The following is a 14,741-nucleotide window of genomic DNA, read 5'->3' on the forward strand; positions in this document are numbered from 1 at the left end:
ACAGCGGCGCCCCGCCACCCGAAGGTAACGGTGCGCCGGTGTCGGTTGGCTATCGAGCCGTTTCGCCACCCCAGCCCGGTTCGCCTTCCGGGTAGCCCGTGCCGGGCATCACCCGCGCCTGCCGCCCCTGCTCGGCGGCCGTGCTCGGCGCCACCTGCTCGCCCTGACGCGCCGCGTCCTCGCGTCCACGCTGGTACGCCTGGGCATGCCCCTTCATCGCGGGCATCTCCGATTCCAGGTTGCCCAGCCAATTGCTCCAACGCTGCTCCATGGGCCTGACCAGGCCGCCGCCGACACCGACCACCAGGATGCCACCGATGGTGGCCAGCACGGCGATCAGGATCGGCGTGGTCACCGAGGTCGCCACGCCGATCTGGTTCAGCGCGGCGATGATGCCGATACCCCAGATGAACACCGCCGCGATCCGGCCGAGCATCTTCCCGTAGGACAGCCCGCCGAGCACGTTGGAGATCAGGTCGCTCACCGCGTGGGCGATGGCCGCGGCGATCACCACGATCACGATCGCGACCACGGCCCTGGGCAGCCAGGCCACGATGCTGGTGAGCAGGGCGCTGACCGGGTTCGGCCCGAATACCGCGAAACCGATCTGCAGCGCGATCAACAGAATCGCGTAGTAGGCGATCTTGGCGATGATGTCGGAAGCGTCATATTTACTGCGGGACATCATATTTCGCAGTTCACCGCGTTCGACGAGCTTATCGAATCCGACGCGCTCCAGTACCGCGTTCACGATCTTGGCGACGACCTTCGCGATGATCCAGCCGACGAGAAGAATGGCGATGAATGCCACCGCTTTGGGGACGAACTGCGCGACCGAACTCCACGCATCGGTCAAGCCCTGCTGGAAATCTATCGCAATGACGGAGTTGTCCACGGCCTGTCCTTTCGCTTTCCGACCGGTGCGGCTGAATTGCCGAAGCACCTGTTCGAGGTACTTACCCAGGTAATCTTCGCCGAATCGTCACGATAGCGATAAATTTGCCGACGGCCGGTCAACCCCATAATCGGCTGTCGATCGCCCCGGCGGCTCGCGCCGGCCATGCGCTCGGGTCGCCGATCGGGTCCACGCCCTCCCGGCCGAAAATCGGTTGCCCACCGTTTCGCCGATTCCTAGAGTTGGTCGCATGTCGTGCCACTTCTTCATTCGCCTCCGCCACAACCGGGCTCTGGCCCGCTAGCGGACGCGGATAACTGCATCGGCGTCCACCGGCGCGCCAAGGGCCCTTCGAGCTTCCATCAACTCGAAGACCCGAAGGGGCAACTGCCGTGGCGCAGGACTATTCACACCGAAACTATTCACACACCCAGCGCAAGGTCACCGGGAACAGTGGCGGTCGGACCGCCCGTGACCACGCGAGAAGGACGCTGTCCCAGAACTTTCTGGTGGATCGTGGCGCCGTCGACTCGATCGTGACGGCGGCCGACCCGGCGGGGACCGTTCTCGAGCCGGGTGCGGGCGAAGGCATTCTCACGCGTGCCCTGGCTCGTCGCGGAGCGCGGGTCACCGCGTACGAGATCGACCCGCTACTCGCGGCCAAGCTCTCGGCGCGAACGCGGTCCGAGGACGGAATCCGCGTGGTCCGTGGCGATTTCACCAAGGCGAAGGCTCCCCGCGAGCCGTTCGCCGTGGTGGGCAACATCCCGTTCTCCGTGACCGCCGACATCGTCGACTGGTGCCTGACCGCACCCGCCCTGACCTCGGCGACGCTGCTCACCCAACGCGAATACGCCCGCAAACGCACCGGCGACTACGGCCGCTGGAGCCTGCTCACCGCGACGACCTGGCCGTGGTTCACCTGGGAACTTCGCGGGCGGATACCCCGCGACAGCTTCCGCCCGATCCCGTCGGTCGACTCCGCGATCCTGCGGATCGTCCGACGCGCGCAACCCCTTGTCCCCCACCGTGATTCCTACACCGAGCTGGTGCGCACCGCCTTCTCGGGATCAGGCGGCACGGTCCGGGCATCCCTGCACGCCCGCTACCACGGCGTGGACGAGGCCATGGCGGCCGCGGGCATCGCCCACGACACCGTGGTCGCCTATGTCCACCCGGATCAGTGGGTGGAGTTGCATTCGATGCTCATCTGCTGAAGGGCGATCGGTGCTGCCTTCCCGCTGAAGGCAGCACCGACGTCGGCATCAGGGAATGACGACCGGTCCGGTGAGTGGTGACGGGTCGTCGGCCCAGCGGTGGCCGACCTCGCGAGGAGTGACGCCCTCGTCGGTCCACGCGGTCAGCAGCTGCGCCACCTTGTCGTGCATGGTGGTCCGGAGCCGGTCGAAGGAGGTGTCCGGGGTGTCGTCCACCTCGCCGAGCAGCAACCACCACGCCCAGGCCACCGCGCCCGCGTTGGCGACGAAGTCGGGCAGGACCGGGATGCCGCGGGCGGCGAGCATGGCCTCGGCCTCCGGTGTGGTGGCGGCGTTCGCGGCTTCGACGATGACGTGGGCCCGGATGTCGTAGGAGTTGTCGGGCGTGATCGCGTACGAGATAGCCGCGGGCACAAGGATATCGACATCCGCGGCGATGATGGCGTTGCGCGGCAGCTGCTCGATGCCCTCGGGCAGGCGGGACCGGTCGATCTCGCCGTAGCCGTCGCGCAGATCCAGCAGTGCCGGAATGTCGAGCCCGTCGGCGCAGGACAATGTGCCCGCGGCGTCCGCCACGGCGGTGATCTTCATCCCGGCCTCGTGCAGGTAGTAGGCCGCCGCCCCGCCCATGGTGCCGACGCCTTGGATCGCGACGGTCGTCTGAGCCGGTGCCTGCCCCCACTGCACCGCCGTGGCGAGGCAGGCGTGCGCGACGCCGTAACCGCCGATGACGTCACCGAGCAGGAAGCCGCCGTCCACCGCGGCGTTGAGCCCGTCACGGACCCGCGCCAGGGTCGCCACCGGGTCGGCGGCGCGCCGGATCGCGGCGTGGAAGCTCTGGCCCAGGTCGAGCTTTTCGAACACCTCGTCGATCAGGTGCTGCGGAACCCCCAGGTCCTCCGCGGTCACCCAGTGCGCGTCGAGCCATGGGCGCATCGCCTCGCAGAATCGCTGCAAAACCTCCACGGCGCGCGGGTCCTTGGGATCGAAGTCGATCCCGCCCTTGGCGCCGCCGATCGGCAGGTCGAACGTGGCGGTCTTGTTGGCCATGCCGCGCGCCAGATCCTCGACCTCACCCAGGGTGCAACCGGCCCGCATCCGGGTGCCGCCGGTGGCCAAGCCGCCGCGCAGGGTGTGGACGACGAGGTAGCCGACCGCGTCGGTGAGCGAATCGGTCCACTGCAGACGCATGTACGGCTGCCCGCGGCGGACAGCGGGAGCGACGGCCGGGTCCGTGTGTGTGGCAGCAACGGTCTGTGAAGTCACCTGCGGCGTTCCCCCATTCGGGTTCAGCATCGTCATGGCGCCCCACCTCCTCATTCGTCGTGATCGCCTGTGGCGGACCTCGTCGTCCCGGTAGCACCAAGCCTGCGTCACCCCACGGCGGCGCGTCTATTTACGGATCGTTCACGGCACCGTTCACGGTTCCTGCACAGTGCCTACCCTCGGTGCTATGGACCTGTCTCTGGCCCGGCTGCGAATGTTGCACGAGCTACACCAACGCGGCACGATCACGGCCGCGGCGGCTGCTCTGCACTACACCGCGTCGGCGGTTTCCCAACAGCTCGCACAGCTCGAACGCGACGCGGGCACCCGACTGTTCGAACGACGCGGGCGCCGAGTCCAGCTCACCGACCTCGGAATCGTGCTCGCCGAGCATGCCGAGGAGATCCTGGCGGCGGTCGAGCGCGCGACCCAGGCACTGGAGGAAGCAGGCGGATCGGTGACCGCGAAGATCACCGCCGGGGTGTGGGCGTCGGTGGCCTCGGGCCTGCTCCCCAGCGCGCTCACCGCCCTCGCCGCCTCGCATCCGGGCATTCTGGTGCGCACCACCGAACTCGCCCCGGAGTCGACGGCGGCGGCCGTCCGTGATGGCACGCTCGATCTGTCGTTCGTTCTCGACTACTCGAACTATCCGATGACCTGGGACCGTGGCCTGGAGCGAGCGGTCATCGGTGTCGAACGGATCCACGCGGCCGTCCCCGCCGGTGCGGTGCCCTCGGCCAGCGTGACGCTGGCCGAGCTGTCCGAGCATCCGTGGATCATCGCGCCCGCCCGGTCGCACTTCGGGCACGCGGCGCGGCTGGCGTTCCAGTCCGCCGGGCTACGGCCGCGCATCGACCACGAATTGGAGGAGCAGGCGACCGCGATGTCGATGGTCGCGGCCGGACTCGGCGTCACCCTGGTATCGGATCTGGGTTTGGCGTTGCGCCCGCCCGGGGTGGATATCGTCGCGCTCGGCGACTCCCTCACCCGGACGGTGTCGCTGGCCTACCGCACCAACTCGGCGGGCCGAGCCGCGCTGCTCCTGGTGGTGGACGCCATCCGGACCGCCGCGGCCAAGAAGGGACTCGCCGCCGAGATCCGCACCGCGCCCACGGTACGGCGGGCCTCAGATACTGCCGGTGCTCAGGAATCCGAGTAGATCGTGGCGGGTGATCACGCCGACGGGCTTGCCGTCTTCGACGACCATCAGGGCGTCGGAGTCCGACAGGGCCTTGGTGGCGGTGGAGAGGGGTTCGCCGGAGCCGATCAGCGGGAACGACGGGCTCATGTGCTGGGCCACCGAGTCGGTGAGGTTGGCGCGGCCCTCGAAGACGGCCGAGAGCAGGTCGCGTTCGGTGACGCTGCCCGCGACCTCGCCCGCCATGACCGGCGGCTCGGCGCCGACGACGGGCATCTGTGACACGCCGTATTCGCGCAGGATCTCGATGGCGTCGCGCAGGGTTTCCGACGGGTGGGTGTGCACCAGATCGGGCAGGGCGCCGGACTTGCCGCGCAGCACGTCGCCGACCAGCGGTTCCGGGCCCGCCTCGAGGGGAGTCTGGAGGAAACCGTAGGAGCTCATCCACTTGTCGTTGAAGATCTTCGACAGGTAACCGCGGCCGCCGTCGGGCAGCAACACGACCACCACGGCGTCGGGATCGCGGCGGGCGACCTCGATCGCGGCGACCACGGCCATACCGCAGGAACCGCCGACCAACAGCCCTTCCTCGCGAGCCAGGCGCCGGGTCATCTCGAAGGAATCCGCGTCGGAGACCGCGATGATCTCGTCGGGGATCGACGCGTCGTACGCCGAGGGCCAGAAGTCCTCGCCGACGCCCTCGACCAGATACGGGCGGCCGGTGCCGCCGGAGTACACCGAGCCTTCCGGATCGGCGCCGATGATCTTGACCTTGCCGCCGGAGACTTCCTTGAGGTAGCGGCCGGTGCCGGAGATGGTGCCGCCGGTGCCGACGCCCGCGACGAAGTGGGTGACCTTGCCCTCGGTGTCGGCCCAGATCTCGGGACCGGTGGTCTCGTAGTGGCTGTCGGGGCCGCCCGGGTTCGAGTACTGGTTGGGCTTCCAGGCGCCCTCGATCTCCCGGACCAGGCGATCGGAGACGTTGTAGTAGCTGTCGGGGTGCTCCGGCGGCACGGCGGTCGGGCAGACCACGACCTCGGCGCCGTAGGCACGCAACACGTTGCGCTTGTCCTCGCTGACCTTGTCCGGGCAGACGAACACGCACTTGTATCCGCGCTGCTGGGCGACCAGCGCCAGGCCGACACCGGTGTTACCGGAGGTCGGCTCGACGATCGTGCCACCCGGCTTCAGCAGTCCGTCCTGTTCGGCGGCGTCGATCATCTTGACCGCGATCCGGTCCTTGGAGCTGCCGCCCGGGTTCAGGTATTCGACCTTCGCGGCCACCAGACCCGCGTTGGGGCCGACCACCGAGTTCAGCCGAACCAGGGGGGTGTTACCGATGAGGTCGACCACATGATCCGCGATGCGCATTCCTCCATCGTTGCAGAACCTCCGATTTCGCGAGTACATGGGTAACTCGTCGGGTACTGGCGGACCCGCGTCGTAGAATTTTCGGATGTGAGCGCACCTCGAATCAGCTGGCGGACCGCGGTCGTGACCGCAGCGACGACGGTGCTCGCCGGATCGAGCGCAGGGACGGTCTCCTGGGCGACCTATCGTCTGCTGATGACGCAGGCGGGTGCGGCGCGCGCGGTGATCGGCCGCGACACCTCCAAGCCGCCCGAGGCCGACGGCGTGTACGCGCCGGGTGCCACCCGTCCCGAGCCGTGGCGCAAGAACACGCCGGTCGACCTGCACCTAATGATCTTCGGCGACTCCACCGCGGCGGGGCTCGGTTGTCTCGGTGCCGCCGATGTGCCGGGAGTGCGGTTGGCCCGCGGGCTGGCCGAGGCCACCGGCATGCGAATCCGGCTGAGTACCAAAGCGATCTCCGGCGCCACCTCGAAGGGCCTGGCCGGACAGGTCGACGCGATGTTCGTCGCGGGCCCACCGCCGGACGCGGCGGTGATCCTGGTCGGCGCCAACGACATCACCAAGAAGCACTCCATCCGGGCCTCGGCGCGCAGACTCGCGGCGGCGGTGTCGCGGCTGCGTCGGGCCGACGCGCTGGTGGTGGTCGGCACCTGCCCGAACCTCGGCACCGTCACCGCGATCCAGCAGCCGCTGCGCACGATCGTCGCGAACTGGAGTGTGCGGCTGGCCAAGGCGCAGACCGTGGCGACCACGATCGCGGGCGGTATCGCGGTGCCGATGGGCTCACCGCTGGTCGCGTCGGAGTTCCGCGCCGCGCCCGAAATCCTCTTCGCCACCGACGGATTCCACCCGTCCGCGGCGGGCTACGAACTGGCCGCCGCGCAGCTGCTGCCCGTGTTGATCGCGCAGGTGCGCGACCGCCCTGCTCTTCCCGTGGCGCACCTCGAGACGTAGATTCGAGAATGACCGGCATGTAAACAGCCGTTCACGTCGAACCAGCGAAAAGGAGTCCTCATGCCCGAGGCCGTCATCGTCAGCACCGCCCGTTCCCCCATCGGCCGTGCCGTCAAGGGGTCCCTGGCGGGAATGCGCCCGGACGACCTGACCACGCAGATGGTTCGTGCCGCGCTGGCCAAGGTGCCTTCGCTGGATCCGACGCAGATCGACGACATCATCCTGGGCACCGGCTCCCCAGCCGGCGAGGGCGGCTTCGGTATGGGCCGCATGATCGCCATCGAGCTCGGCCTCGATGTCGTTCCCGGCACCACCGTGCAGCGTTATTGTGCGTCGTCGGTGCAGACCACCCGGATGGCCTTCCACGCGATCAAGGCAGGCGAGGGTGATGTGTTCATCTCCGCGGGCGTGGAGACCGTCTCGCGCTACGCCCGTGGCTCGGCCGACAGCTCGCCCGACACCAGGAACCCCATTTTCGACGAAGCCGTTGCCCGCACCGCCAAGGCCGCCGAAGGTGGCGCCGGTGTCTGGCACGACCCGCGTCAGGACGGCCTGCTCCCCGACGCCTACATCGCGATGGGCCAGACCGCCGAGAACGTGGCGTCGCTGACCGGCATCTCGCGCGAAGACCAGGACCGCTGGGGCGTGCGCTCGCAGAACCGTGCCGAAGAGGCCATCAAGGCCGGGTTCTTCGAGCGCGAGATCACCCCGGTGACCCTGCCCGACGGCACGATCGTGAGCAAGGACGACGGCCCGCGCGCCGGCGTCACCTACGAGGCGGTCAGCCAGCTCAAGCCGGTGTTCCGGCCCGACGGCACCGTCACCGCCGGTAACTGCTGCGCGCTCAACGACGGCGCCGCGGCGCTGGTCATCATGAGCGACACCAAGGCCAAGGAACTGGGCCTGACCCCGCTGGCCCGCATCGTCTCCACCGGTGTGTCCGGCCTGTCGCCCGAGATCATGGGCCTGGGCCCGGTCGAGGCCGTCAAGCGCGCGCTGGCGATCGCGGGCAAGTCGGTCTCCGACATCGACCTGTTCGAGATCAACGAGGCCTTCGCCGTGCAGGTGCTCGGCTCGGCGCGTGAGCTGAAGATCGACGAGGACAAGCTCAACGTCTCCGGCGGCGCGATCGCGCTCGGCCACCCGTTCGGCATGACCGGTGCCCGTATCACCACCACCCTGCTGAACAACCTGCAGACCTACGACAAGCAGTTCGGCGTGGAGACCATGTGCGTCGGCGGCGGCCAGGGCATGGCGCTGGTCCTCGAGCGCCTCAGCTGAGATAGACCGAAAAAAGCGGCCCACCTCGATGAGGTGGGCCGCTTTTTCGTACTCGGATCAGTCGCGCTGGAAGTAGCTCAGCAGGCGAAGGATCTCGACGTAGAGCCAGACCAGGGTGATGGTGAGGCCGAGGGCCACGCCCCACGCGGCCTTCTCGGGGGCCTGGGCGCGGATCAGCTGGTCGGCGGCGTCGAAGTCCAGCAGGAAGCTGAACGCGGCGATGGCGATGCAGACCAGGCTGAACACGATCGCCAGCGCGCCGCCGTCGCGCAGGCCGAAGCCGCCGTCGGTGAAGAAGCTCGCGATCAGGTTGCCGACCATCAGCACCAGCACGCCGACCATCGCGCCGATCAGCATGCGGGTGAAGCGCGGGGTCACGCGGATCGCGCCGGTCTTGTAGACGACGAGCATGCCGAAGAACACGCCGAACGTGCCGAGCACCGCCTGGCCGATCAGGGCGCTACCGCCCACACCGCCGAAGGTGACGTCGGTGAACATCAGTGACAGCGCGCCGAGGAACAGACCCTCGAAGGCCGCGTAGGACAGCACGATGGCCGGGTTGTCCATCTTGCGACCGAAGGTCGCGATCAGGACGAGCACCAGGCCGACGATCGCGCCGCCGATCACGAACAGCGGCGCCAGCGACGGGTTCGCGCTCGACAGCGCGAAGGAGATGATCGCCGTGACGGTCAGCACCGCGAGGGTGATGCCGGTCTTGGTGACCACGTCGTCGATGGTCATCGCGCGGGTGGCAGGGGCCTGCTGGAATTGCTGGCCGTACTGCTGCCCGTATTCGCCGTATTGCTGGTTACCGAGCTGGCCCGCGCCGGCTACGCCCGAACCGAAGTTCGCGTAACCGCCGACACCTTCCTGGCGGGGAAGGTTCTTGAACACCGGATTCGATGAGGTACGCACCGTGCGCCTTTCCTGGAGTTACTAGTCGCTACAGAAGCTCCAACTGCCCTGTTCAACGCATCACGATCGGACAAAGTTCCCAGCGACCCGGTCGATGACCACATCGCTGTCCGTTCGGACAAATCGGACTCTACCGCTTTCGGGTCGTCCTATCGTTGTACGTCGCGCAGACCACGAACAGACCGCGTGACCGTGAACTTCTGGTTCCGGCCGATCACATCGGTGCGACCCACCATCCGCTCCACCACGCCGCGATAGTTCAGGTGCGAGTTGTACACCGTCCACAACTCACCGCCGGGCCGCAGCACCCGCCCGGTCTCGACGAACATCTTGATCGCCGAACCGGTGTGCACGGCCGCTCCGACATGGAACGGCGGATTGCACAGCACCAGGTCGGCGCTGTTGTCGGCGGCCGAGGACATGGCGTCGTCGCGCACCACCGTCACCCGGTCGGCGACACCGTTGGCTTCGGCGGTCGCCCTGGCCGAGGCGACGGCGGCGGCGGACTGGTCGGTGCCGACCACCCGGATGTGCGGCCGCGACTTGGCCAGCGCGACCGCGAGAATGCCGGTGCCGCAACCGAGGTCGACGGCATCGCGCGCGTCGGGCTTCATCCGGTCCATGTGTTCGAGCAGGAAGCGGGTGCCGATGTCGAGGCGCGAACCGGAGAACGCCGCGCCGAACGCGACGACATCGCCGTCGATCTCGATGACGTGCTCACGGACGGGGAACCGGGATTCGCCCGTCGGCAGCGGCTCGCCCACCACGAGCACACGCGACTTCTGCCTGCCCCGGCCCGCCCGGACCAGCGCGAAGGATTCGGCGAGAACCTCGTTCATCGCGGGAGTGAGGTATTTGTCGCGACCACCCGCGAACACCACCACATCGTCGGCGGCGTAGCGGGCGATGGCCTCGGCGATCTCGGCGACGCCCGACAGCATCCGGGGCAACCGCATCAGGATCACGCGCGCGCCGGCGAGCAGGTCGGCGTCGAGGGCGTGGGTGGTGTAGCGATCGGTGAGACCGAGGGTCTTGGCGTTGGCCGCCAGCGCCGATTCGCCGGTGATCAGGTCCTGATGGACGCGAATACCGGTGAGTCCGTGCTGCGCGGCGAGGCCGAGCGTGAGCGCGCCGTAGGCGTCGCCGATCACCGCAACATCACCGCTACCCGCGGCCGCGAGGGCGTCGGCGGCCGTGTCGAGGATCAGCCGGTCGGCGGCATCGACGGCATAGAGGTTCGGCGCCTCCACATCCGGGTACCGGCGTAGTCGGTCGAATACGTCGTCAACACTGTCCACCCGACAAGTGTGCTAGATCGTTGCCCCACCGTCACATCCGGGCCCGGTATCCGCTGTCGCGACGGCGCGCGACGGGTCTTGGTCGGATGTATTTCCTTGAGCCATAACGAGTTCCATCGATTTGCGACACCCTTGCAGACAGCTCCGAATTCGCGGATCTCACGAATTGCATTGTTCCCCAATGGTTCGGGCGCGATCACCGACCGACTTCGCGCCGCAGCCGATCACCGCAGATGGCGCTAACTGCCGAACTGGCACGCGTTCAGCGAAAATCCCGGCTACGACCTGCGGGCGCCGACCGGAACAGCTGCTATTACGTGACCATCAGCAAACTTTCCGTAGCCGAACACACCCCATGCTCTTTCGCCCACCATGCCCCTGACCCTGCGTAGCATCGGCCCCATGCGCAACGCCCTCGTGTTCGTGCTGATCGCCGCGGCCGCGGTTTCGGTGTCCGGCTGCGACACCGACAACGCACCGGCCGCGACACCACCGACAACGACGAGCAACACCAGCAGGTTCGCGGAAGCCACCGGCGAGGTGCCCACCGACGCGAGCCCGAAGTCCGGTTCGGCCTCCGCCGATGCGGCACTCACCGTCACCGATATCAGGCTCGGCCGACAGCCCGGCTTCGACCGCGTGGTCTTCGCCCTCGGCGGCACCGGAGCTCCCGGATGGCAGGTGTCCTACACCGATCAAGCGGTGCAGGACGGCAGCGGCAGAACCGTCGACGTGGCGGGCCGCGCGATACTCGAGGTCCGCATCCTCGGCTCGGCGTATCCGTTCGACTCGGTCGTCCCCCCGTTCGCCGGGCCGGACCCGGTGACCGATCCGAGCACACCGGCCATCACCGGGGTCTATAAACGGCTGGTCTACGAGGGCGTCACACAGTCGTTCATCGGCCTCGACGCCGATCAGCCGCCGTTCGCCGTGACCACTCTGGCCGATCCCCCGCGCCTGGTCATCGACATCGCCACGCAGTAACCCTTACCCCTACCGGGTATCGCGATGACGATCGCTAGACTGGCCGCCGTGATGGACCAGCATCCGCCCGCGCGCGCACCCGGCATCGCCAGGGCGCTCGCCGTGCTGATGCTGCTGGTCGGAATCGTGGCCATGCACTCCGCAGTCTTCGGCACCGCCCACGCGAGCGACAGTGCGCACGGCCCGGCTCCAGTCCTCACCGTGGCTCAGCCCGATCACCAACCCTCCGCGGCGCCGATCGACGAACACGCCACGATCCTCGCGACCGAGCACGCCGCCGCCCTGCCCGAAGCATCGCCGACACTGCCCGTCGCCGCTCCGTCCGACCCGCACACAGGCTGCGGCGCCGAGGGCTGCGACGAGCACGCTGCCGTCCACGCCTGTGTTTTCGTCCTTGCCGCACTCGCCATCGCACTGACCCTGGTCCTGCTCTACCGCCTCGGCGATACCTCCGAGGCCACCCGGCACCCGTCGAAGGCTTGGCGCGGCCGACGGACGCGCCCACCACCGTGGACCGTCCTCACCCTTTCCCAACTGGCGATTCTGCGGATCTGACAGGCGCGGCACTTCTCGTGCCTCGCCAGTTTCGACACCTCACCCGAATCCCCAGGAGGATCACCATGTCCATCAGCCGTACCCACATCCTCGTCGCCGCGGCCGCCACCGTCTTGCTCGCGGCGGGTTGTAGCGACGACAGCACCGCCACCCACCCCACCGAGCACTCCACCACCACCACGACGACCAGCGCTGCCGCGAGTACCGGCTTCAACGATGTCGACGTCAGCTTCCTGCAGATGATGTACCCCCATCACGCGCAGGCCGTCGAGATGGCGAAGATGGTGCCGAGTCACACCGGCAACCAGCAGCTCATCGCGCTGGCCGCCCAGGTGGAGAAGGCGCAGGCGCCGGAGATGCAGCAGATCACCGACCTGCTCGCCGGCTTCGGCGAACCCGCTCCGAGCGCGACCGAAGGACACGGCGACCACGATATGCCCGGCATGATGACCGACGCGCAGATGAGCGCTCTGCAAGCCGCGAACGGCGCCGATTTCGACCGGCAGTGGCTGGAGATGATGATCGCCCATCACGAGGGCGCGGTCGGGATGGCCCAGACCGAGCTGAACGGCGGCGTGAATCCGCCGTCGCGGCAGCTCGCGACGAAGATCATCGCCGATCAGGAGGCCGAGATCGCCACCATGCGCGGCATGCTCGCGCAGAATTGAGCAGGGGCGGCGCCGGAGACAACACTCCGGCGCCGCATCTCGGTTCGTCATCGAAATCACCACCGCGACCTGACGTCACCCGGAAGTAGCCAGTACGGTCGATATGTTCGGCTCCGGCCCAACCGGTGCCTGCAGTCTCGAGGCAGGAGAGAGAAATGCGAGTACTGGAACGGCTGGGGCTCGGAACCGCGCTCGCGGCCACCGCGACCGGAGTGATCTTCATCGGCGCTTGCTCCAAGCAGGTGCCGGGTACCGCCGAGGTCAACCAGAGCGAGCTCGCCTCGTACACCTCCGAGGTGGCGGCGTCGTCGGCGGCGGCCTCGTCGTCGAAGGCGGCGAAGATCGAGGCGGCCAACGATACGGCGTGCGACGGCCTGCGCTCGGCCAACAAGACCTCGGTCACCTCGTTCAACGCCTACATCGCGGCCTCCAACGATCAGGCGCCCGATGCCGATGCCAAGGCCACCGACGCGGTCACCACCCTGCGCAACAGCGCCAAGGACCTCGACCGCAAGATCACCGGGGACGTGATCGCCGATCTGTCCGTGCCGCTGCGCGACTACATCCAGAAGACGAACACCCTCGCCGACACCCTCGAGCGCAGGGCGCCCACCGACGAACTCAACGGTGTGATCGACACTTTCAACACGTCCAAGGACATCGCGATCGGGGTGTGCACGCCGTACGGCAGCTGATCGCCTCGTAACAAGAACGTGATCGTTCACGATTCCCCTCCCGACACACCATCTGGAGGGGTACGTGCAGGGCTATTTGAAACATGTTGTGGCAGCATCGATTACCGCGCTGACCCTGGTTTCGGGGGCATGGCTCCCCAGCCCGGCGACCGCAGACCCGGTCACCGCGAAGCAGTGTGAGGTCACCACCGGCCGCACACCGCAGTCCGCGACACCGGCCGAGGCCGCGCTCGACCCCGCCGTGCTGGCCACCGCCATGGCGCGAGCGACCGACGTCACCCGCTTCAACATCCAGCTGTTCCGCAACAACTGCCTGATCGCGACCGGTCCGCGCAACGCCGAATCCGGTGGGGTGGCGTGGAATCTGTGGAGCGGGACCAAGAGCGTCGTCGCGCTCGTCGCCGGTGCGGCCGTCGACGAGGGACTGCTGCGGATCGACGAACCGATCGGCCGGTACCTGCCCCCTGGACTCGGCGATGCCGGGCACCGTGCGATCACCGTGCGCAATCTGCTCACCGAGTCCTCCGGCATGGAAGTGGCTGTCGCCGCCGAGGGTGCGACGGGGCTGGCCCAACTCGATCCCAATGTCGTCGCCCAAGCCCTCGCGATGCCGATCGAACGCCCGCAGGGCACGATGTTCCGCTACAGCCAGCGCGCTGTCGACCTGCTGGTCTACGTGATCCAGCAGTCGGTGGGCGAGGACTTCCAGTCCTTCGCCCAGCGGAAGTTGTTCGACCCGTTGGGCATTGCCCGCAGCGACTACTACTGGGCCCGCGACCGCGCCGGAAACACCTACGGCCACGCGCATTTGATCCTGCCGCCGGACGATTTCGCGAAACTCGGCCTGCTCGTGGGCAATCGGGGCCGCTGGAACTCCCAGCAGGTGATCTCCGAGGACTACATGCGTGCGGCGGTGTCACCGTCGCCGAGCATGCCCTGCTACGGCTTCCTGTTCGTGATCAACGGCGCACCGTGCCGCCTCGAGTTCCCCGGACTGCCCGACGACGCGGTGAAGATGTCGGGCATGCTGCGCAACGACAGCTTCATCGTGCCCAGCCTCGGCCTGGTGCTGAATTGGACCGGCGTCGCGACGGTCGGCAGTTCGACCACCTACACCCACGACGTGCTGCGCACCCTCGTCTCCGCGTTCCGCGACCAGCAGGTTCCCGATCCCGGTCCGTATCGGGAGCGTCCCGACGTGAGCGTGACCGACCCGATGATCGCGCGGCCCGACGCCTTCTTCGGCACCCTCGGCGTCGGCCCGTACGCCTACCCCGGCTGCAACTTCCTCGACTGCCTCGGCGAGACTCCGAAGGCCCCGTTCGCGGATTCGCCACCGGGATGCGTCATCCTGGGATGCGTCGGCACCGACCCACGCACGCCGGGCATCCGCTGAGCCGGGCATAGATCTCTGGGTTCCCGGGCGCCGGTCGCGTATTCTCGAATCAACCGGATAGGACCAGTAGGGACCGGTCGGCCTACCAGGAAAAAGGAGCCACTG

Annotated in this window: 14 protein-coding genes; 9 read left to right on the top strand and 5 right to left on the bottom strand. The window is 68.0% G+C overall.

Features of this window, described 5'->3' with window-relative positions:
- Positions 1 to 49: 49 nt before the first annotated feature.
- Entirely contained in the window at positions 50 to 895 is an 846-nt protein-coding gene (locus tag QX204_RS26860; RefSeq protein WP_301903298.1) for a mechanosensitive ion channel family protein, read from the bottom strand.
- 392 nt (positions 896 to 1,287) lie between these two features.
- Between QX204_RS26860 and erm the strand changes: the two genes are divergently transcribed.
- Complete coding sequence (erm, locus tag QX204_RS26865; protein WP_301903299.1) at positions 1,288 to 2,112, top strand: ErmE/ErmH/ErmO/ErmR family 23S rRNA (adenine(2058)-N(6))-methyltransferase; 825 nt, start codon at positions 1,288 to 1,290, stop codon at positions 2,110 to 2,112.
- A 48-nt stretch (positions 2,113 to 2,160) separates the two neighbouring features.
- Here erm and QX204_RS26870 read toward each other — a convergent pair whose 3' ends face one another.
- Positions 2,161 to 3,303, bottom strand: coding sequence for a Glu/Leu/Phe/Val dehydrogenase dimerization domain-containing protein (locus QX204_RS26870; protein ID WP_301908128.1), 1,143 nt, complete (start codon positions 3,301 to 3,303; stop codon positions 2,161 to 2,163).
- A gap of 262 nt (positions 3,304 to 3,565) precedes the next feature.
- On the opposite strand from QX204_RS26870, the gene QX204_RS26875 reads away from it, so the two are divergent.
- Positions 3,566 to 4,537, top strand: coding sequence for a LysR family transcriptional regulator (locus QX204_RS26875; protein ID WP_301903301.1), 972 nt, complete (start codon positions 3,566 to 3,568; stop codon positions 4,535 to 4,537).
- Here the strand turns inward: QX204_RS26875 and QX204_RS26880 are convergent.
- Positions 4,505 to 5,887 carry a cystathionine beta-synthase gene (locus tag QX204_RS26880; RefSeq protein ID WP_056813716.1) on the bottom strand — a complete coding sequence of 461 codons (1,383 nt, stop codon included), beginning with the start codon at positions 5,885 to 5,887 and terminating at the stop codon, positions 4,505 to 4,507. The genes QX204_RS26875 and QX204_RS26880 overlap by 33 nt on opposite strands.
- Positions 5,888 to 5,974: 87 nt before the next feature.
- Here QX204_RS26880 and QX204_RS26885 point away from each other — a divergent pair, with 87 nt between their 5' ends.
- A complete protein-coding gene (locus QX204_RS26885; protein ID WP_301903302.1) occupies positions 5,975 to 6,844 on the top strand; it encodes an SGNH/GDSL hydrolase family protein in 870 nt (289 codons plus the stop codon).
- Between the two features lie 60 nt (positions 6,845 to 6,904).
- A complete protein-coding gene (locus QX204_RS26890) occupies positions 6,905 to 8,125 on the top strand; it encodes an acetyl-CoA C-acetyltransferase (protein ID WP_301903303.1) in 1,221 nt (406 codons plus the stop codon).
- A 57-nt stretch (positions 8,126 to 8,182) separates the two neighbouring features.
- On the opposite strand, the gene QX204_RS26895 is transcribed toward QX204_RS26890, so the two are convergent.
- Both QX204_RS26895 and QX204_RS26900 read right to left on the bottom strand, forming a co-directional pair.
- A complete protein-coding gene (locus QX204_RS26895) occupies positions 8,183 to 9,040 on the bottom strand; it encodes a Bax inhibitor-1/YccA family protein (protein ID WP_301903304.1) in 858 nt (285 codons plus the stop codon).
- 149 nt (positions 9,041 to 9,189) lie between these two features.
- Positions 9,190 to 10,338, bottom strand: a complete 1,149-nt coding sequence (locus QX204_RS26900; RefSeq protein ID WP_301903306.1) for a class I SAM-dependent methyltransferase — start codon at positions 10,336 to 10,338, stop codon at positions 9,190 to 9,192.
- Positions 10,339 to 10,740: 402 nt separating this feature from the next.
- Between QX204_RS26900 and QX204_RS26905 the strand changes: the two genes are divergently transcribed.
- From QX204_RS26905 to QX204_RS26925, 5 genes are all read left to right on the top strand, one after another.
- Entirely contained in the window at positions 10,741 to 11,322 is a 582-nt protein-coding gene (locus QX204_RS26905; RefSeq protein WP_301903308.1) for an AMIN-like domain-containing (lipo)protein, read from the top strand.
- A 24-nt stretch (positions 11,323 to 11,346) separates the two neighbouring features.
- Positions 11,347 to 11,877 carry a DUF6153 family protein gene (locus tag QX204_RS26910; RefSeq protein ID WP_301903309.1) on the top strand — a complete coding sequence of 177 codons (531 nt, stop codon included), beginning with the start codon at positions 11,347 to 11,349 and terminating at the stop codon, positions 11,875 to 11,877.
- A gap of 65 nt (positions 11,878 to 11,942) precedes the next feature.
- On the top strand, positions 11,943 to 12,545 hold the full coding sequence (locus tag QX204_RS26915; protein WP_301903310.1) for a DUF305 domain-containing protein: 603 nt from the start codon (positions 11,943 to 11,945) through the stop codon (positions 12,543 to 12,545).
- Positions 12,546 to 12,700: 155 nt separating this feature from the next.
- Positions 12,701 to 13,240, top strand: a complete 540-nt coding sequence (locus QX204_RS26920; RefSeq protein ID WP_301903312.1) for an Rv2240c family protein — start codon at positions 12,701 to 12,703, stop codon at positions 13,238 to 13,240.
- An 88-nt stretch (positions 13,241 to 13,328) separates the two neighbouring features.
- On the top strand, positions 13,329 to 14,636 hold the full coding sequence (locus tag QX204_RS26925; RefSeq protein WP_301903313.1) for a serine hydrolase domain-containing protein: 1,308 nt from the start codon (positions 13,329 to 13,331) through the stop codon (positions 14,634 to 14,636).
- The last annotated feature ends 105 nt before the right edge of the window (positions 14,637 to 14,741 follow it).

Source organism: Nocardia sp. PE-7 (genome assembly GCF_030486425.1).
Classification (GTDB): Bacteria; Actinomycetota; Actinomycetes; order Mycobacteriales; family Mycobacteriaceae; genus Nocardia; species Nocardia salmonicida_A.